At 60.9% G+C, this 19,049-nt stretch carries 16 protein-coding genes and 1 riboswitch; of the genes, 6 read left to right on the top strand and 10 right to left on the bottom strand.

The features are described from left to right. Positions 1–281 precede the first annotated feature (281 nt). A complete protein-coding gene (nagZ, locus tag B5M42_RS04260) occupies positions 282–1,553 on the bottom strand; it encodes a beta-N-acetylhexosaminidase (RefSeq protein WP_230632663.1) in 1,272 nt (423 codons plus the stop codon). A 156-nt stretch (positions 1,554–1,709) separates the two neighbouring features. Continuing rightward, a riboswitch (cyclic di-GMP riboswitch) is annotated at positions 1,710–1,803 on the top strand. Between the two features lie 77 nt (positions 1,804–1,880). Between nagZ and B5M42_RS04255 the strand changes: the two genes are divergently transcribed. The 3 genes from B5M42_RS04255 (at position 1,881) to B5M42_RS04245 (ending at position 4,295) form a co-directional block, all read left to right on the top strand. Further along, a complete protein-coding gene (locus tag B5M42_RS04255) occupies positions 1,881–2,090 on the top strand; it encodes a hypothetical protein (protein WP_134754784.1) in 210 nt (69 codons plus the stop codon). A gap of 131 nt (positions 2,091–2,221) precedes the next feature. Further along, positions 2,222–3,013, top strand: coding sequence for an archaetidylserine decarboxylase (asd, locus tag B5M42_RS04250; protein ID WP_134754786.1), 792 nt, complete (start codon positions 2,222–2,224; stop codon positions 3,011–3,013). 28 nt (positions 3,014–3,041) lie between these two features. Continuing rightward, positions 3,042–4,295, top strand: coding sequence for an MFS transporter (locus tag B5M42_RS04245; RefSeq protein WP_134754788.1), 1,254 nt, complete (start codon positions 3,042–3,044; stop codon positions 4,293–4,295). Positions 4,296–4,444: 149 nt separating this feature from the next. On the opposite strand, the gene B5M42_RS04240 is transcribed toward B5M42_RS04245, so the two are convergent. Genes B5M42_RS04240 through B5M42_RS04220 form a run of 5 tightly spaced genes read right to left on the bottom strand, consistent with a single transcriptional unit; the run spans position 4,445 to position 9,291 of the window. Beyond that, positions 4,445–5,158, bottom strand: coding sequence for a GntR family transcriptional regulator (locus tag B5M42_RS04240; protein ID WP_134754790.1), 714 nt, complete (start codon positions 5,156–5,158; stop codon positions 4,445–4,447). Positions 5,159–5,165: 7 nt separating this feature from the next. Next, positions 5,166–6,200 carry a sugar kinase gene (locus B5M42_RS04235; RefSeq protein ID WP_134754792.1) on the bottom strand — a complete coding sequence of 345 codons (1,035 nt, stop codon included), beginning with the start codon at positions 6,198–6,200 and terminating at the stop codon, positions 5,166–5,168. Further along, positions 6,193–6,945, bottom strand: coding sequence for a 2-dehydro-3-deoxy-phosphogluconate aldolase (gene dagF / locus B5M42_RS04230; protein WP_134754794.1), 753 nt, complete (start codon positions 6,943–6,945; stop codon positions 6,193–6,195). Before dagF ends, B5M42_RS04235 begins: the two co-directional genes overlap by 8 nt. After that, positions 6,942–8,141 (bottom strand): DgaE family pyridoxal phosphate-dependent ammonia lyase, encoded by a 1,200-nt coding sequence (locus B5M42_RS04225; protein WP_134754796.1) that lies wholly within the window; start codon positions 8,139–8,141, stop codon positions 6,942–6,944. The genes dagF and B5M42_RS04225 overlap by 4 nt, the downstream gene beginning before the upstream one ends. Continuing rightward, positions 8,095–9,291 (bottom strand): amidohydrolase/deacetylase family metallohydrolase, encoded by a 1,197-nt coding sequence (locus tag B5M42_RS04220; RefSeq protein ID WP_134754798.1) that lies wholly within the window; start codon positions 9,289–9,291, stop codon positions 8,095–8,097. Before B5M42_RS04220 ends, B5M42_RS04225 begins: the two co-directional genes overlap by 47 nt. Before the next feature lie 242 nt (positions 9,292–9,533). Between B5M42_RS04220 and B5M42_RS04215 the strand changes: the two genes are divergently transcribed. Then, complete coding sequence (locus B5M42_RS04215) at positions 9,534–11,540, top strand: beta-N-acetylhexosaminidase (protein WP_407946113.1); 2,007 nt, start codon at positions 9,534–9,536, stop codon at positions 11,538–11,540. A gap of 81 nt (positions 11,541–11,621) precedes the next feature. On the opposite strand, the gene B5M42_RS04210 is transcribed toward B5M42_RS04215, so the two are convergent. The 3 genes from B5M42_RS04210 to pdxR form a co-directional block, all read right to left on the bottom strand. Next, positions 11,622–12,419 carry a helix-turn-helix domain-containing protein gene (locus B5M42_RS04210; protein ID WP_134754800.1) on the bottom strand — a complete coding sequence of 266 codons (798 nt, stop codon included), beginning with the start codon at positions 12,417–12,419 and terminating at the stop codon, positions 11,622–11,624. Positions 12,420–12,875: 456 nt separating this feature from the next. Then, positions 12,876–14,303 (bottom strand): NAD-dependent malic enzyme, encoded by a 1,428-nt coding sequence (locus B5M42_RS04205; protein ID WP_134754802.1) that lies wholly within the window; start codon positions 14,301–14,303, stop codon positions 12,876–12,878. A gap of 521 nt (positions 14,304–14,824) precedes the next feature. Beyond that, on the bottom strand, positions 14,825–16,366 hold the full coding sequence (gene pdxR / locus B5M42_RS04200; RefSeq protein WP_134754804.1) for a MocR-like pyridoxine biosynthesis transcription factor PdxR: 1,542 nt from the start codon (positions 16,364–16,366) through the stop codon (positions 14,825–14,827). Positions 16,367–16,699: 333 nt separating this feature from the next. On the opposite strand from pdxR, the gene B5M42_RS04195 reads away from it, so the two are divergent. Further along, entirely contained in the window at positions 16,700–17,281 is a 582-nt protein-coding gene (locus B5M42_RS04195) for a GNAT family N-acetyltransferase (protein ID WP_134754806.1), read from the top strand. 95 nt (positions 17,282–17,376) lie between these two features. Here the strand turns inward: B5M42_RS04195 and B5M42_RS04190 are convergent, their stop codons facing one another. Beyond that, on the bottom strand, positions 17,377–17,607 hold the full coding sequence (locus tag B5M42_RS04190) for a hypothetical protein (RefSeq protein WP_134754808.1): 231 nt from the start codon (positions 17,605–17,607) through the stop codon (positions 17,377–17,379). Between the two features lie 74 nt (positions 17,608–17,681). Here B5M42_RS04190 and B5M42_RS04185 point away from each other — a divergent pair, with 74 nt between their 5' ends. Continuing rightward, positions 17,682–18,992 carry an aminotransferase class I/II-fold pyridoxal phosphate-dependent enzyme gene (locus tag B5M42_RS04185; RefSeq protein WP_134754810.1) on the top strand — a complete coding sequence of 437 codons (1,311 nt, stop codon included), beginning with the start codon at positions 17,682–17,684 and terminating at the stop codon, positions 18,990–18,992. Positions 18,993–19,049 lie beyond the last annotated feature (57 nt).

Genomic DNA, 19,049 nt, shown 5'->3' with positions numbered 1-19,049 from the left:
AATGCGGGCAGGCGGTTCGGCCGGACAAACGCGGGGGCGCGCTGCACGGATCGCTGCGCCCGATTCCCTGCGGTGCCAGCTCACTCCGCACAGCGGATCGCTGCGCCTGATTCCCGACAGGGCCAGCTCACTCCACGTAGCGGATCCCTGCGCCAGATTCCCCACAGGGCCAGCTCACTCCTCGCAGCGTATCCCTGCGCCCGATTCCCGACAGGGCCAGCTAACTCCGCTGCTCGTCGCAACGCTCGGCTCCGCTTTCTTGGGCGCAAAAAAACCCGCCATTACTTGGCGGGCAAATAGCGCTGCAGCAGCGCCTCCAGCTTCGCGTTCAGCGGAGCCAGCTGCGGCGGTTCGACCGGGCTATCAGCAGCCCGGTATTTGTCTTTGAGCAGCACAATCCGGCGGACGCTGGCGTCAATCGTCGCCAGCGGAATGCGCTGCTCCTGCACCGCCGCGCGCAGCGCGCTGACAACGGCCGCGACGTTGTCGCTTCCGTGGCCGACGAGCAGCACATCGGCCCCGGCGAGCACCGACTGGACGACGGCCTGCTGCAGATTGTAATTTTCAGCAATCGCGCCCATCGTCATATCGTCGGTCATGACGACGCCGCGAAAGCCAAGCTCCTCGCGCAGCAGGCCGGTAATCACCGGCTTGGAGAACGAAGCCGGATGATCCGCGTCCAGCTTGGGCAGCAGCAAGTGCGCCACCATCACCGCGTCGGCGCCCTGCCCGATCACTGCCTTGAACGGAGCCAGCTCCAGACTGCGCAGCCGCGTCAGATCGTGCGGCACGACCGGCAAGCCGACATGCGAATCGACGGACGTGTCGCCGTGGCCTGGGAAATGCTTGACGACCGGCAGCACGCGTTGTGCGGCTATCCCCTGCATCTCCGGCACGCCCAGCTTGGCGACCAGGTCAGCCTTCGCGCCGAACGAGCGGTCGCCAATGACCGGATTCGCCGGATTGCTGTTGACATCGAGCACCGGAGCGAAATCGACGTTCAGCCCGAAGCCGGCAAGCGCTTCGCCAAGCCATGAGCCGATGCCTTTCGCCAACGCGGTGCTGCCCGTGGCCCCGATCTTCGCCGCGGCGGGCGCCTTATCGACCTCGGCAGGCAGACGCGTTACGCGCCCCCCCTCCTCGTCAACGCCGATCCACAACGGAGCGGGATTGGCCGCGTTGGTCTCTTTCAATGCATTGACCAGCTTGGCCAGCTGTGCGGCATTTTCAATATTGTTCTTATATAAAATAATCCCGCCGACATGGTACGTCTGCAACAGCTCCCGCGTCGGAGCGCCGACCGCTGTGCCGTCGATGCCAGCCAGCACCATCTGGCCGATCTTTTCTTCCACGCTCATGGCATCGATGCGCGCCTGCACCGGGTCCGGCGTCGGCGTCGGGGTGGGGGTTGGCGATGCGGCAGGTGAAGCCGTCGCAACAGCTTGCGGAGTTCCGGCAGCCGAAGGTGCGGGCGAAGCGTCGCTGCCGCGCGTACAAGCAGTGGCTAACAGGACCGCGCAAATCGCGCCGGCGGTCCACAGGCTTTTTTTCATCGGGCATCTTCCTTTCCTTGTCAGCTCATTCTCACATGCGTAGTGTAACATATCCCGCAGTTTGCCCATAATCGCGCGCCTGAAAACGGCAGCGGCAAATCCGTTGATGACAGCGCGAGAACGATATGGTACTATAAAAACAAATGAATCCCACATTTTGGAAAATGGCAGCCTCGCACGAAAGTCGAGTACGCAAAGCCACGGGTCTACGGCGCAGTCGGACAAGCGCTATGATAGCCGGGTTCCCCTGAATCGGACGCGTAGTAGCCGCCTGGTTAGGGCGGCTTTTCTTCATGCGGCTGCATAATCAAGGAAACGAGGTGTCTTATGGGACAAGAAGCTGTGGAAGCTGTTGATTGGAATTCAGGATTGCCCCTGTTGACCGTTGAGCAGGCCGCCGCCTGCCGCTACTGCGCAAGCATTGCCGATCCGGCTTCGCGAACGCCGGTCCAATGCACCAAATTCGCCGGCTCCTCCGTCCCGATCTCCGTCAATCTGGCGACGTGCCTGACCTGCGGGGAATATCGGACAACGTAAGAAAGATCGGTTCAAGCAGCCTGAATGGCTGTTTTTTCATATGCGCTTCCGCTTGGTCCCATCCGGCAATTGCTAATTGACGCATTCTGTGGCAAGATTATCGGAGAACCCAAGAACAGGAGCTTGAAGCTATGTCCAAAAAGTTTTTTCGCTTGCTGACCGAGCTGTCGTCACGCAAGTGGCTGTCGCAGTTAACCGGCGCTTTTGCCAAATCGAAGATCAGCCGGCTGTTCATTCCCCGCTTTGCCAAATCGTACGGAATTCGCGTCGAAGACGCTGAAAAGCATATCGCCGAATATGGCTCGCTCAACGATTTTTTCACCCGGAGACTGAAACCCGGCCTGCGGCCGATCGATCCCGACGCCAGCCGTCTGGTTAGCCCCGTCGACGCAAAGATTACCGGCATGGGCCCGATCCGGGACGGCCTGATTCTCGGCGTGAAGGGTCAGGATTACACGATCGAGGAGTTGCTCAATCGCTCGCCGCGCACGGTCAATTATCGGAACGGCTTTTATTTCGTCCTCTATTTGAGCCCGACCGATTATCATCGCATCCATTCGCCGGCGCAAGGCCATATTTTGGAAAAAGAGCACGTACCCGGCAAGGTCTACCCGGTTAATGAATTCGGCTTGCGCCACATGCGTCGTGTGCTCAGCCGCAACGAACGGCTAATTACGTTCCTGCAGCATCCTGCCGGCGAAATCGCCGTCGTGAAGGTCGGCGCGCTGAACGTCAGCAGCATTCAATATGTGGAGCCGTTGCCCGACGCGCTTGAGCGCGGTCAGGAGCTGGCTTATTTCGAATTCGGCTCCACCGTCGTGCTGCTGCTGGAAGAAGACAGCTTTACGCCGCGCGGCGACTTGATGGTCGGCAGCCAGGTGAAGATGGGCGAAGCGCTCGGAATGATGAAAGAAGCCCAATAGCCGTTTCCGCGCTGGAGAGGAGATCAGCATGAACACATCATCCGAAGCGGCTTCACGATCTGCCGCTTCCGGCCTGCCTGGAGCGAACCCTACCGTTTACCGCACGTTGCTGGCGATCAGCGTCGTGCATCTGCTGAACGATTCGATGCAATCGGTCATTCCCGGCTCCTTGCCGGTTTTTCAAGACAGCATGCATCTGAGCTACACCCAGTTGGGCTGGATTTTATTCGCCATTAATTTTACCGCATCCATCATGCAACCCGTAGTCGGCATGTATACCGACCGCCGTCCGTCCCCTTATATGCTGCCCATCGGCATGGCCTCGATGCTGCTCGGCATGCTGCTGCTGGCTATCGCGCCGGCTTATTGGGTCGTTGTGCTGGCGGTTTGCTTCGTCGGCCTCGGCTCGGCGGCGTTCCATCCCGAGGGCTCGCGCGTCGCGCATATGGCGGCCGGCGGCCGCAAGGGGCTGGCCCAATCGATTTTTCAAGTTGGCGGCAACATCGGTCAATCGTTTGCGCCGCTGATGACCAAATATTTGTTCATTCCGCTCGGGCAATTCGGCGCGATCTGGTTTACCGGCGTCGCCGCTATCGCCATCGCGATTCAAATGTACATCGCCAGCTGGTACAAGGACGTGCTGCGGACCGCGCCCGTACGTGCCCGCCAGGCCGCTGTGCGCGCGGTTAGCCCGGAACGGCGCAAGCAATTGCTGTTTGCCATTTCAGTGCTGATTTTCCTCGTGTTCGTCCGGTCGTGGTATGGCGCCGCAATGGGCAGCTATTACGCCTTTTTCCTGCGCGATACGTATCACATCACCATCGACAAGGCCCAGGACTTTATCTTTTTGTTTATGATTGCCGGAGCCATCGGCACGTTTTTCGGCGGCCCGCTCGCCGACAGATTCGGCCGGCGCAACCTGATCTTTTTCTCCATGCTCGGCTCTGCACCGTTTGCCCTGATTTTGCCTTACGTCAGCGCGAGCTGGGCCTATGTGCTGCTGCCGATTGCCGGCTTTATTATGCTGTCCAGCTTTTCCGTTACCGTGGTATACGCGCAAATGCTGTTCCCCGGCAAGGTCGGCACCGTCTCCGGGCTGATCACCGGGCTGGCGTTTGGCATGGGAGGCCTTGGCGGCCTGGTGCTGGGCAAGCTGTGCGATGTTTACGGCACCGCGCACGTCATGGAGCTGTGCGGCTTACTGCCGCTGACCGGCATCTTGACCTTCCTGCTGCCTTCCGACCGCAAGCTGCTCGCCTGGACTGAGGAGCGAAGCAAGTAAGAGTTTGCGATACGCCATGAAAAAAGGAGCTTTCGGCTGGGTTGCCGGAGGCTCCTTTTTGCGATTTCGCGATGCTTCGGCCGTCTTCCGCCCGCTTACAGGTCCGTCCGGCAGGCGCTGATGCTGCTGCGCACGGGACGAACCCTCCATTACACCTCATAATCCACCACATACGGGTGTAAGCCCGCCTGATAAAAGCCTTCGCTATACTCCATCGTCTCTCCGGCCTCATCGCAGGCGCAGCGCGTACGCTTGAGCAGCGGCGTGCGCAGCTCGACGCCAAGCAACGCCGCTGTTGACGGGGCTGCGGCGGCGGCGCTGAAGGCGTCGCGAAAGCGCGCCAGCTCGGCCCCCCGCTCCTCCAGCCAGCCGTACAGCGACTGAGCGTGCAACTCGGAGGCCGCCACAGGCCCAAAGCGCTCGGGCACATAATGAACGTAATGGATATACGGCTCGCCGTTCAATCGGTACAGCCGTTCAATCCGCAGACAACGTTCGCCCAGCAGCCTGTGGGCCTCGCTCCCCGGAACGGTTGCGGCTGTCTCCACGCGAAGCAGCTCCTTTTCCATCCGATGCCCTTCTTCGACAAGCACCTCGGTGAACCTTTTCCACGAAGAGCGTTTGGCCGGCGACGTGTTGCGGATGACGGTCGTGCCGCGTCCGCTGCTCGTCTCCAGATAGCCCTCCTGAACCAGCTCCTTGATCGCGTTGCGAATCGTAATTTTGCTGACGCCAAACTCCTCCTCCAGCCGGGGCTCGGAGGGAAGCTTGCCGTGCAGCGGATAGTGACCGTGCAGGACACGGTCTTTGAGGATGTTTTTGATCTGCACGTATAACGGTTTGTGATGGCGCGTTAAATTCACGGTATGGCTACCTTTCCACATCGCCGGCCGGCTTGGACATGGTGCGTAAAATATCGGCCTCGGACGCCAGAGAAATATCGCCCGCATACGTATGCGCGAGCATAGCCGACGCGGCTGCGAATTCGACGGTCGTGGCGGGCGAAAAGCCCTGCAGCTCACCGTGCACAATTCCAGCGGCAAAAGCGTCGCCTGCTCCAATTCTATCATAAACCGGAAACGTCAGCTTCCGGGAAAAGGAAAAATTGCCCGATTTGCAGATAAAGCCCTGCAGCGTATGCGTATAGTCCTCGTTCACCCCGCGCATCGTGCCGGCAATCGTGCGGATTCCGTAAGCGTCGGCCACCGCCGGTATCAGTTCGACCAGTCGCTCGCGCGGCTGCACCTGCGCGCTGCTCATTCCGAGCAGTTGCGTCGCATCGCGCTCGTTCATCAAGACCACATCGGCTAGCGCCAGCAGCTCGGCATAATGCGGACGCGCCCGCGAATATCCGTCTTCGCCCCAAAGCACAGGACGGTAATTGCAATCGAAGACGACGCTCCTCCCGGCACTCTTAAACGCTTTGGCCAGTGTCTTCATCTGGCGGCGAACGCCATCGTTCATCGCCAGCGAAATGCCACACAGATGCAGCACCTCATTTTCGCCCGCCAGCGCCTCGGCGTCGTAAGCGCCCTCCGGGGCCGTATTGAAGCTGCTGTCCTGGCGACCGGCATACGTCACGCGGCTCGGCCGCGGACCGAAGCCCGCTTCCAGAAAATACATGCCGACATGCGAACCGGCCCGCCGCACATACGTCGTCCCGATGCCCAGCTTGCGCACGTAACCAATGGCCGCATCGCCTTGCGGATTGGCCGGCAAGGACGTCACCAGCTTGGTGTTATGGCCGAAGCGCGCGAGCATCGCCAGCACATTGACGCCTGTACCCGAGAACGAATACCGCAGCGTATCCGCCTGCGTCAGCAGCTCCCCGCCCGGTACCGACAGTCGCATCATCACTTCCCCGTAAGCCGCAATCGTCCGGCTCGTCAGCGGCGCATTACCCATAAGAATCCACCAGCCTTTGCATAGAAGTCAGCAGCGTTCGAACATCGTCCGGCCGCGTCTGGCCGCTTGCGGGATCGACGATGGAAGCATACACGTGCGGAATGATTTGCGGCACCCCGGCTTCCAGCGCCATGCGCACAATCGCTTCAAAATTACCGAGGTCAATGCCGCCCGTGGGCTCCAGCGCAAACCGCTCCTCGCCGCAAGCTTGAGCGACCGCGCGCAGCTCGTCTTCACAGCTCAATCCGTTCATCGGAAAAAACTTCAGCGCATTGCCGCCCATATCGCGCACGAGCGCAATTGCCGCTTTGACCGGAACAATTGCGCCCTCCGGCAGCGCCGAGCTGGCCGGTCCCGTGGCGATATTCACATAACCGGGCCTGCCGCTTGGCGCCACAAGCGCATTGATCCAGCCTGGCCGAGCTCCCAAACGGGCCCGCGTCGCGCCAACGGACGGAAACACCTGATTGATATGACTGCCGGCATAGCTTGCGGCAATTTCAGCGACGACAGCAGCCTGACGGCTGTCGCCCGAGCCGAGTCCGATCGATACGGCATCGTCAATCGCCGCTCCGTATTCGCGCATGGCAGCTGCAGCCGTTTGCGCGTCGGGATAACGCTTGGACAACACCCCGACCAGCACATAGCCCTCCGCCGCCGCAAACACCTCGCGCGCATTGTCCACGCTGCCGGCCAGCACATTCAACGCAACCTGTCCCTTATAAAAGCGCCCCTCGATCCTCATGCCTTCTCCCCTCCTGTCCCCTCGCGCTTGGCCGACTCACCCGGCTTCAGCCGCTGTCCGGCTGCTTCGCCCGCCGCTTGCGCAGCGATGTCGCGGATTGCCGCTGCAAGGACCGCGATATCGTCGCCCTGCAGCGGCCGCGGATCGATATCGAAATAACCCTGCCGCACGCCGTAATCACGCGTATAGATCGCAATCTCACCCGTGCGCAGCCGCTCGGCGAGCTGCAACGCGTTCAAGCCAGCCGCCTCGGCGTCGACGTGAATCCGCCCCCGGCGAATGGCCCGCCCCGCCTCATCCGCTACAAGCGATACCCGCAGGCCGGGCATCTCGTTGAGCGGCAACAGCGTCTGCAGCAGCCCGTCGTCATCGCCGCTGCTTTGGCCGCTGGGGTCAGCTTGCCGACAGCGCGACATATATTCTTCCAGCGCTTGCAACAGCCCAAACATCGTTTCCTTGCCGACCTTCATGCTGCGCCCTATACCGTGAAGCTGCATCTTCACCCATTCTACATAAGTCCGCTTCCCGGCGACAAGCCCCGAGGACGGGCCCTCCAGCGCTTTGGAGCCGCTAAAAATAACCAGGTCCGAGCAGGTCACGTAACGCTGCAGGTCCTCTTCGGCGGCTGCATCGACGATCAGCGGCACCCCCCGGCGCTGCGCAACCAGCCACGCTTCCTCGACCGACAGCATATTTTTCTGCACCGTATGATGCGATTTGACGTAAAGCACCGCAGCCGTGCGGTCGCTGATCGCTTCCTCCAGCTGCCAAGCGTGCCCTTCATTCGCATAGCCGGCCTCGATCACTTTCCCGCCGCCCAAATAGATCATCGCCTCAACCGGAGCGCCGTACTGAACGTTGTGTCCCTTGAGCATGACGATTTCATTGGCCGGCAGCGGCTCCTGGTGCAGCCTCAAGCTTTGCCTGCGGCTGCCGCGCGTTACGCAAGCCGCAGTACAGAGCGCGATGCCGCTGGAGGCCGAATTGACGATGACCGCCGCCTCGGCGCCAAGTAAATCTGCCGCGCGCTCGCCCGACTTGTCGACCAGATCGGCGATCTCGACATAACGCTGCCCGCCGGCCTTCATCGCCTCCATCACCGTATCCGACGGCACAGAGACACCGAGAATGCTCATTCTCCCGCTGGCATTAATAACCCGCTTCAGCCCATATTTCTCCTGCAAAGTGTGTTCCATCCGCCACTGCTCCTCTCACTTCGATTTGCTCCGGCGCCGTCCGCTCCTGCCCTTCGGCATCCCGCAGCGCGATCGGCTCCCGCTTGAGCGCAAACAGCGTCAAATTCGCGCGGTCACCAACCTGCAGCCGGCCAAGCTCCGGTCGCCCCAGCCAAGCCGCAGCGCGGACCGTCACCGCCTCGATCACGTCCTGCAGCGGGCAGCCCAGCGCCAAAAACTTCGTCAGCACGTGGGCCAGACTGAACACGGGACCGTTCAGCCGATTGGCCCGATAGATGTCCGTGCTGATCGTGTCCGGCCGGAAGCCCTGTCGCAGCGCCGCCTCGGCCGCCGCAAACGAAAAGCTCGCGCTGCCGTGTCCGACGTCCAGCCGCACGCCGCGACGGGCCGCCTCAACGAGCGCCGGACGCGCCCGCCCGCGCTCGTCAAACAAGCCGCCCCCCTTGCCGTGCAGCGCGTGCGTCAGGGCGTCGCCCCGGCGCATCAGCGCCACGATGTCTTCCGGCTCGGGAGGGCCGGCGCCGATATGCACCATCAGCGGCAGCCCGGCTTCGTCGGCCAATCGGCGCGCCAAGCGCAGCGGCTCGACGCCCTTGTCGCCGACGACGCTGCGGCTGATGCGCGCCTTCAAGCCGACAATGAACGCCGGATGACGCCGGATCGCGGCCAGCGCCGGGTCGCGCGCGATCCAGTCCAGCTGCGACAGCTCGTCGATGCGCGACAGCCCAAGGCGCGAAATATTGAGCAGCGCCAGCACATTCGTCGCCGCCTTGTCGCTTTGCGCGGCCAACTCGTCGATGCGGTCGGCTCCACAACTGCCGGCATCGACAATCGTCGTAACGCCCTGACGAATGCCGATGGCATCCATCTCATCGCCGTAAGGCGTCAGCTCCGACAGCGCATGAACGTGAAGGTCAATCCAACCGCTGGATACGTAGAGCCCCGTGCCTTCGATAATTCGCTGTTGAGCACCGCCGCCGCCCGTCTCGCCCGCCTTGCCAGCCTTGCCAGCTTTGCCAGCTTCGCCCGCCACAGTCAGCGACAGCTCGCCCGTCGGCGCGATCGCGGCAATCCGCCCCTCCGCGACGACCAAATCAACGACCTCGCCGTGAACCAGCTTCACGCCCTTCAACACCCATCTTGCTGTCATGCTCTGCACCCGCCTTCTCCCGACTCGCTTTGCGAGGCATCCTTCGCAAAAACGGTTGCGTTCCCGATTCCGATGCGCTACGATACCTCTGAGGAAAACAATATAACGTTATAATGTTTAAGTCAATACAGGACATCGAGCAAGGCGCACGCGAACATGGAGCCCGCCTCTTTCATCCAGCTTGGTCGCCATTGATCGGTTCATCTACGCGGAAGGAGCGTTGAATATTGTTGAAGCTGCATATGTTGAATGAATTGCCGGAGGAGCTGCAGCCCGGATTTGCGCTGGCCGCCCCGCGCATCGGCCTGTCGATTGCGCCGGAAGGAATCCCGCTGCGCATTGAAGCCGATTTGCAATCGCCCGAAGCGCTGGAGGTGAGCTGGGATGGAAGCGCCGCCGTGATTCGCTACGGGAGCAAGCATTTATTTTTCCGCGCAATCAGTCTGCTTGTCCAGATGTGGAACCCACAAACGCCGACGCAGTCGGCTGCGCAAACATTCGCTCCATCGACACAGCCAATTGCGCAGCAGGAACCGGGATACCGCAGCCCGGACACGACGCCTTTTTGCCTGCAGGAAACTCGCCGCTTCGACCGTATCGGTCCGATGCTCGACCTGTCGCGCAACGCGGTGCTGACGGTGGACGGTTTTCGCGAGCTGCTGCCGATGCTGGCCTTGATGGGGATGAATACCATTTTGCTCTATATGGAGGATACGTATGTGGTAGAAAGCGAGCCGTATTTCGGCTACATGCGGGGCCGGTATACGCAGGAGGAGCTGCGGGCGATTGACGATTGTGCGGATTTGTTCGGCATTGAAGCCATTCCGTGCATGCAGACGCTGGCGCATTTGGAGGAATTTCTGAAGTGGGACGCAGCCCGCCCCTACCGGGATACGAAAGGCGCGCTGCTGGTCGGACAGGATGAGACCAACCGGCTTGTCGAACGAATGATCGAAGCGGTCAGCACGCCGTTTCGCAGCCGCACCGTTCACCTGGGCATGGATGAAGCCGAAGAGCTCGGGCGCGGGGCGTATTTGGAGCGCATTGGCCACGTCGAACGCTTCGAGCTGATGAGCCGCCACCTCGACGTCGTACTGGACATCACCCGGCGCAAGGGGTTGGCACCGATGCTATGGAGCGATATGTTTCTCAAGCTCGCCTCGGCCACCGGCAGCGATTATTACGATACGGATACGCAAATTCCGGCCGCAATGGCCAACCGGATACCCAAAGACGCAACCCTCGTCTACTGGGATTATGTTCATACGGAGCCGGAGGACTACCGCAAGCTGATCGCTGCGCATCGGCCGCTTGGCTGCCCGCTGGCTTTTGCGGGGGCTGTATGGATATTCAATACGTTTGGCGTCAACTACGGCTTGTCGCTCAAGGCGTCGGACGAAGCGCTGCTTGTTTGCAAGCAGGAAGGCATTCGCGAGGCCTATGCCACGCTATGGGGCGACGACGGCAACGAGGGCCATCCGTTCGCGGCGCTGCTCGGACTGCAATTGTACGCCGAGCACGCCTATTGCGCAGAGCGTCCTGACCGTGAGGTCATAGCACAGCGGGTGAAGCTGATTACGGGGATTGACGCCGAAGCATTTCTGCTGCTGAAGGAGCTGGACGAAACGCCGGGCTCCGAGCCGGATAATCGCAAGCAAAGCAATCCGAGCAAATTTTTGCTTTATCAAGACGTACTGCTTGGCTTGTTCGATCGGCAAATCGACGGATTGCCGCTGAACGCGCATTACGAACAATTGGAAAGCAAGCTGCGTGAGGCCCATACACAAACAGCTACAGCCGGCGGCGTCCCCGGCCTGTTCGAAATGCCCGAAAAGCTTTGTGCCGTGCTCAAGCACAAAAGCGAGCTTGGCCTTACGCTCAAGCGTGCCTATGATCAAGGCGACCGCGATGCGCTCCGCCATGCCGCCCGCCACAAGCTGCCGCAGATTGCCGAAGCCGTCCGTGAGCTGCGCGAAGCCCACCGCCGCCAGTGGCTGAGCCGCTTTAAGCCGTTTGGCTGGGAAGTGCTCGACATCCGCTACGGCGGGGTCATCAGCAGGCTGGAGTCCGCTGCGCGCAGGCTGAGCGACTATACCGAAGGCCGGATCGCGCGAATCGAGGAGCTGGAGCAGGAACGGCTCCCGTACAGCCCGGTGAACCGTTTTAACGGCCAAGGCGTCGGCTGGTGCAGCTACTATTACCGGATGGCGACGCCGAATGTGTTTTTCCATGTGCTCAACCCGTTTTGAACGCGTCCGAAGGAACCCATCCGATCCGATCCGATCCGATCCGATCCGATCCGGACAAACAAAACTAAGCCCGCCGGCCCGTTACTTCAAAGCCGACGGACTTTTGCCCGTATATTGCTTGAACTGTCTGCTGAAAAAAAACACGTCGCGATACCCCAGCGCCTCGGCGACCTCCGTCACGCTCATCCCGGCATAATGCAGCAAATGCTCCGCCCGCTCGATCCGCGCCCGAATCACATAAGACTGCACCGACTGGCCGATCAATTGCTTGAATTTATGCGAAAAATACCGCGGCGACAGGTTGGCCCGCTCGGCCAGCGCCTCAATCGTATGCGCCTCGGCGGCATGCTGGCGCACGAAATTGGCGATTTCGCGAATCGTTTCCTCCAGCCCCGTCCGTTCCTCCGCCCGCTGCTCGCTTGTCCCCTGCCGCTCCTCGCGCAGCAGATGAATCATCATCTGCTTGAGCAACAGCTTCGCTTCTTCTTCGGCTCCGAAGCCGCCCGACAGCCGCAAGCGCACATAACGCGCCAGCAGCGTCTCCATCAGCTGCCTGTCCCGTAGCACTCGGTACGGAGAAGGGACCAGCTGCGGCTCGTCCCCACCCTCCAGCGTAAAATGAATGTAGCTGAGCACAAGCGGCTTTTGCGGGTTATGCGACGCACACGTATGATCGCCGGGCCGGAACAGCAGACAGCTTCCGCTCTCCAGCGCATATCGTGTCTCTCCGAGCCACAGCTCGCCTTCGCCACCCCATACGTAAAATAAATCATAATTGCTCATCGGGTGCTCCCGCCTTGCCCATTTCCAGCCCGGTTCACAGGTGATTTTGGCAAAAGCGGGCAGCAGCCCGAAACGATCGGCCGATATATGCAGCAAAACACTTCCCCCTTGACACGAAAAAAACACCGGCATGCCGGTCTGCTGCAGCGTTCGCCTGCACGAGCTGCTGCCAGACGCAGCGATAGCAGCTACACCGCACTGCGTCGCTCAGCAGCACGCCATGCGCCGCACGCATTCGTCGTACAGCCGCGCTCCGCCTGCTACACGCCCAGCCCTGATGCATGCGCTCTGAACTGCGGCACACGCAGCCGCACTCTGACCGCCTCACACGCAGCCGCACTCTGCCTGCGGCATGCGCAGCCTCACTCTGAACTGCGGCACGCGCAGCCTCACTCTGACCGCCTCACACGCAGCCCCACTCTGCCTGCGGCACGCGCAGCCCCATTCTGCCTGCGGCACGCGCAGCCGCTTTCCCTCCCGGCACGGCTTGGACGCGCATCGCCTGCGACGCTGCAACGCCCGACACCCACGCTGGGCTGCGTCCCGTGCAGCCTACTCCTGCCCCTCGCGTCCGCTGTGCCGGCGCGCCACGCCCGAAGCGTAGGCCGCTTCCATGACGGCTTCGCGTACTTTTTCCACCACGCTTTGATTAAAAACACTCGGAATAATATACATTTCGTTCAATTCCTCGTCGCTGACGACCGAAGCAATCGCTTTGGCCGCAGCCAGCTTCATCTCCTGCGTAATCCGCGACGCCCGGCAATCCAGCACCCCGCGGAACATGCCCGGAAAACACAGCACGTTATTGATCTGATTCGGATAATCGGAGCGTCCGGTCGCCATTACGCGCACATACGGCTCCGCATCCTCAGGGGCGATTTCCGGCGTCGGATTGGCCATCGCAAACACGATCGGATCAGCCGCCATTCGCTGCACATCCTCAACCTTTAGCACACCCGGACCGGACAGCCCGATAAAAATATCCGCGTCCGTTATCACCTCGCTCAAGCTACCGCGCTGCTCCTGCGGATTCGTATGCTCGGCATACCAGCCCCACGCCGGATTGGCGTAGGTCTCGCCCTTGACAATCGCGCCGTGCCGGTCAACGCCGATGATCCGGGTCACTCCGGCTGCCAGCAGCATTTTCGTACAGGCAATCCCCGCCGCCCCAACGCCGGTCAGAACCACCTTGCACGCCTCCAGCTGTTTACCGACCAGCTTGACCGCATTCAGCAAGCCCGCCAGCAGCACCACCGCCGTACCATGCTGATCGTCATGAAAAACAGGGATGTCCAGCTCCTGAATCAGCCGCTCCTCGATTTCAAAACAACGCGGTGAGGAAATATCCTCCAGATTAATGCCTCCGAATACCGGAGCAATCGCTTTGACCGTGCGGATAATTTCTTCCGTGTCCTGCGTATCGAGACAAATCGGAAAAGCGTCAACTCCGGCCATCTGCTTGAACAGCATCGCCTTGCCCTCCATCACCGGCATCGCTGCCTTGGGACCGATATTGCCCAGACCGAGCACAGCCGTCCCGTCTGACACCACTGCTACCGTATTGCGCTTGATCGTCAGCGAATGCGCCTTCAGCGGATCCTCGTGAATGGCCATGCACACCCGGGCCACGCCCGGCGTATAAACGCGCGACAAATCGTCGCGGTTTTTGATCGGCATTTTCGGACTGACTTCGATTTTGCCGCCGAGATGCATCAGGAACGTCTGGTCAGAGACGTTGATCACGCGCACGCCGTTCAGATTGCTTAACGTGCTGACGACGTCGTCCGCCGTTTGCGTATCGCTGACGTTGACCGTGATGTCGCGAGTCGTGGCCGTTTTGCCGGCCCGCGTCACGTCCACCGCTACAATATCGCCCCCGGCTTCGCCAACCGCCGTTGCAATATGGCCAAACGTCACAAGCTCCTTATTCATCTCCAGACGCACAATAATACTGGTGCCTCCACCAATCGCTCCGGCCATACCGATTCCTCCCTGACTGAAAAATGGATGATGCTTCCTCTTTCGTATCATAGCACAGCAAAGCGTTTTCACAAAAACGGCAAATGATCCACTCCACACGTCAAAAAGTCGATCCCGGCCCTTCGGCTGCCAACTGCTCCGGCAAGATCTGCAGGTTTTGCTTGGGGCTGCGGAGCTGGCGCAAGGGCGCTGCGCTCAAAAGCCGCAGACCAAAAAAATCCGTGCGCACAGCTCATATGCGGGGCCGGTCGAGAATACGTTTCTTCACTTTCCAAAAGAACCCCTGCACCGGCCCCGTCTGCTGTCCCCTACAAAAGTGCCGGCCAAGACATCCGCTCCGCGCGCGACTACCGTGAGCGAGGTGCCGGCCCTACGGCGGCTGTCAGACGCAGCAGCCACGCCACGGCGCTGAGACGCGGCTGGCGGGACGCAGCGGCCAGAGCTCGCCTCGCCTGAGCCCGGATTTCCGAGATCAGCCGCCAGTGTGCAACTGCCCGGACTCCGCGGTCGGAAGGCGGCGGCTAGAGCCATGCCTGTCTGCGCGCCCACACCTCGCACAGCACGCCAACGCCATGCCGCAGCTGTTCTTCGCTTAGATGGGAAAAGCCGAAGCGCGCTCCATAGCGACCTGCCTCGCCAGCAGGCGGCATCGTCGTCTCCCAAGCCGCGCCTGCCTGACGGCAAACGGCTGCATAAGCCGAGAACGTTGCCGCGTCGCCCCGCCACCACCCGAACAGATGCAATCCTGCATCGCTTTCGACCCAATCAAACAGCGAGGACAGATGCTCCTGAAGCAGCCCCTTCAGGAGAAAAAACTTGCTTGCATACACGCGCCGCATCCGCCGCAGGTGCCGCTCATAGCCGCCGCTCTGCATGAACGCGGCGAGTGTGCGCTGCTCAAGCAGCCCGGCGGGATATGGCTCGAACAGGCGCTTCGCGCGCGAGAAGGGCGCGACCAGCGGCTCCGGCAGCACGGCATAACCGATGCGCAGCTGGCGCAGCATCGTCTTGGAGAACGTGCCGAGATGCACGACGCGCCCTTCGCGGTCAAGCGCCTTGAGCGGCTCCAGCGGCCGCCCGCGATGGCGGAACTCGCTGTCGTAATCGTCTTCGACGATTAACGCCTCGCGCTCCGCCGCCCAGCGAAGCAGCGCCTGCCGCCGCTCCGGCGCAAGCACCGCCCCCGTCGGGAACTGTCGGCCGGGGGTCACAAACAGCAGCCGCGCCGCCCACGGCTGCGGCACAAGCCCGTGCCCGTCCACAACGCCGGGCACGGGACAGCCGCCGACCGCTCGCACCGCGCGCTCGATGCCCAAGTAGCCGGGACGCTCCACAATAACCGGATCGCCCGGCTCCACAAGCAGATGGGTCAGCAGGGCAATCGCCTGCATGGACCCATTGACAATCACGACGCGCTCCGGTGGCGCGTCGATTCCCCGCATCCGCCGCAAATGCAGCGCCACCGCTTCGCGCAGCGCGGCGTCGCCCTCGGCGGGCGCTTCCTCGTGGGGCTGCTCGCGCAAGCGCCGCACCTCGGCAAACATCAGTCGGTTCCACTCCGGCCACGGAAAATGCCGCAGATCCGGCTGCACCTGATCGAAGGCCACTGCATCTGAAGTAACGTTCGATCCGCCAGCGTGCCAACCATTTGCGCTCTCGCAACCTCTCTCTTGCTCCTGCTCTCGCCCTCGCCCTCGCTCCTGCCCATGCTCACGCTCCTGCTCCTGCTCTCCCCCTGCCTCAGCGCCGCTCACCCGGACGCCCCACGACGACAGCTTCACGGCAGCGGTCGCGGGAACATCCGTCCAGCGGCCGCTATAGGTAACGAAGGTGCCGCGACCGACCTCTGCCTGCACATAGCCGTCGGCAGTCAGCATCTCGTACGCCTGATTGACAGTGCCGCGCGACAGGCCGTACATGACAGCCAGCTCTCGGCTGGCAGGCAGCTTGGTCAGCGGCGCGATTTTCCCGGCGGCGATGCCATCGCGCAGCGCATGGTACAGCGCAGCAAGCTTCCTTTTGTGCCTCAACCGATATGTCGCAAACGGGATATGAAAATCCATCTCGCTCCCCTCCTTGCCTCACTTAATTGGTATATAAATTTTCATCGATATTGGATCTTTTTTCAAGTCCATTTTACATGTAAGATGACTGTCATAGCAGTTGCTGCCGTCAAATGCGCACGGGTCCCCCCTCTCTAAACGACTGCGTCGCCGCCCCCTTTAAAGCACAAACGACATCCCTGTTTAGAGACCGGCCCTCTTCAGCAGCGGCCCGCTGTCTGCTTGTTACAGCTTGCGCAGCTCACGCAGCAGCCACGGCAAGTCTGACCGCTTCGGTAGCCTTACGCAACAAACATCGCCTTATTACACCTGTCATCAAAGGAGCGAATGACCATGAATCTCATCCCCGTCGTCTTGGAGGGAGAACGCGTACAATTAATTCCGATGGAAACCGTTCATATTGAAGCTTTGCTGCAAGCGGCGCTGCACCCCGACATCTGGAGCTGGATGGAGCCCGTTACAGACCTGCGTTCAGCCGAACGTTATGTAGCAGCCGCACAGCGCGACCAGTTGCTCGGCACGGCCCTCGCCTTCGTTGTTTATGACCGCAGCGAGCAGCGAATCGTCGGTAGCACACGGCTGTTCGACTACCTGGCAGACCACCGGCAGCTCGAAATCGGTCATACGTGGTACCATCCCGGCGTCTGGCGCACCCGCGTCAACACGGAGTGCAAATATTTGCTGCTGCGCCACTGCTTCGAGCAGCTCAAGCTCGTGCGCGTGCAGCTCAAAACCGATCTGCGCAATGAACGCTCGCAGCAGGCGATTGCCCGGCTTGGCGCCGTCCGCGAAGGCGTGCTTCGCCGGCACCGCGTGCTTCACGACGGGTACGTCCGCGACAGCGTGATGTTCAGCGTTACCGATGCCGAATGGCCGCAGGTCAAGGCACGTCTGGAAAGCCTTTTAAGCCGCTAGGTGCGGCCGGCCAAAAACGCCGCCGTGCGTCCTTGTCCGCCCGCTACGCTGCAACTCTCGTCCGCTCGCGCCTGACGCGGCGCTGCCGTTCCGACTTAAAGCCGTCGCCCGCGATCGGCCGCAGCGCTGACGAGCATGGCACCGCCGTGCAGCCGGCGCGCCATCCGAGCGTCATCAACGGCACCCTGCCCGTCGACCAGCACCTTTTTCCCAGCAAGCAGCCATTCCTTCCACCGGACAACGCACCGCGAAAAACCGCGCTGCATATGTAAAATGGAGCGATTCTCCAGGGCTTTTTTCCATTGAGAGAAATTTTCAATTGACAAGATGACGCGCCCTTGGAGAAGTGTTATAATAACACCTAAAATGAAAAGCCCATTTGGAAGGAATGACCGAAATCATGAACCCTTTGGCCCGACAGTTAAACGAAATCTTGGAACGCGAAAATCCCCATGTGTACGCAATGCTCTCCGCGCTTGGCAAGTCGATTTACTTCCCCAAGGTTGGCATCCTGAGCCAATCTGCGGAAGCGAAGACGAAGGCCGGCAAGTACAACGCGACGATCGGCATTGCGACAGAAGGCGGACAACCGATGCACCTGAAGGTGATCCAAGATACACTGTCATCCTACGCGCCCAAAGATATATATGAATACGCTCCGCCTGCAGGCAAGCCCGAGCTGCGCACGGCATGGCGCAGCAAGATGCTGGAGGAAAACCCGGGCCTTGCCGGCAAGCTGTTCGGCAATCCGATTGTCACCAACGCTTTGACCCACGGCCTCAGCATCGCGGCCGATCTGTTCGCCGACGCCGGCGACGCCGTGATCTTGCCGGATAAAAACTGGGAAAACTACGAGCTGACGTTCGAAATCCGCCGCGGTGCGCGCATCGTCAACTACCCGCTCTACAATGAGCGCAACGCGTTTAACGCCGAGGGTCTGCGCGAAGCACTGCTCGCCCAGCAGTCCAGCGGCAAAGCGATTGTCGTGCTCAACTTCCCGAACAATCCGACCGGCTACACGCCGAACGCGGACGAAGGCCAAGCCATCGTCGCTGCGATCAAGGATGCGGCCGAAGCGGGCATCAATGTCGTCGTATTGACCGACGACGCCTATTTCGGGCTGTTCTTCGAGGATTCCTTGCAGGAATCGCTGTTCAGCCGATTGGCGGGACTTCATGAGCGCGTGTTGGCCGTCAAGGTCGATGGCGCCACAAAGGAAGAATACGTGTGGGGCTTCCGCGTCGGGTTCATCACCTACGCCGGCAGCAGTGAAGCTTTGCTTGCGGCGCTGGAGCAAAAAACGCTCGGCATCATCCGCGCCACGATTTCCAGCGGGCCGCACCCTTCGCAGACATTTGTGCTGCGCGCGCTGAACGCACCGGAATTCAAGCAGCAAAAGCAAGAAAAATTCGACATCATGAAAGGCCGTGCCAACCGCACCAAAGCGCTGCTCGACAGCGGCAAATTCGACGACGCCTGGGGCTACTATCCGTTCAATTCGGGCTACTTCATGTGCCTCAAGCTGAAAACCGTCGACGCCGAAACGCTACGCGTCCACCTGCTCGACAAATACGGCGTAGGCACAATCGCTCTCGGTCAAACCGATCTGCGCGTCGCCTTCTCCTGCATCGAGGAAGCCGGTCTGGAAGAATTGTTTAACCTGATCTACCAAGGCGTCAAGGACCTCGAAACGGTCAGCGCCTCCAAATAAGCTAGACAGTATTTATTTAAGCAGCCTGTAGGGCATGCGTTCGGTAGCGTACCGAGC

The organism is Paenibacillus athensensis (assembly GCF_004514475.2).
Lineage (GTDB): Bacteria > Bacillota > Bacilli > Paenibacillales > NBRC-103111 > Paenibacillus_AL > Paenibacillus_AL athensensis.
The sequence above is the reverse complement of the archived record's forward strand: the minus strand, read 5'-3'. Positions and strand labels throughout refer to the sequence as shown.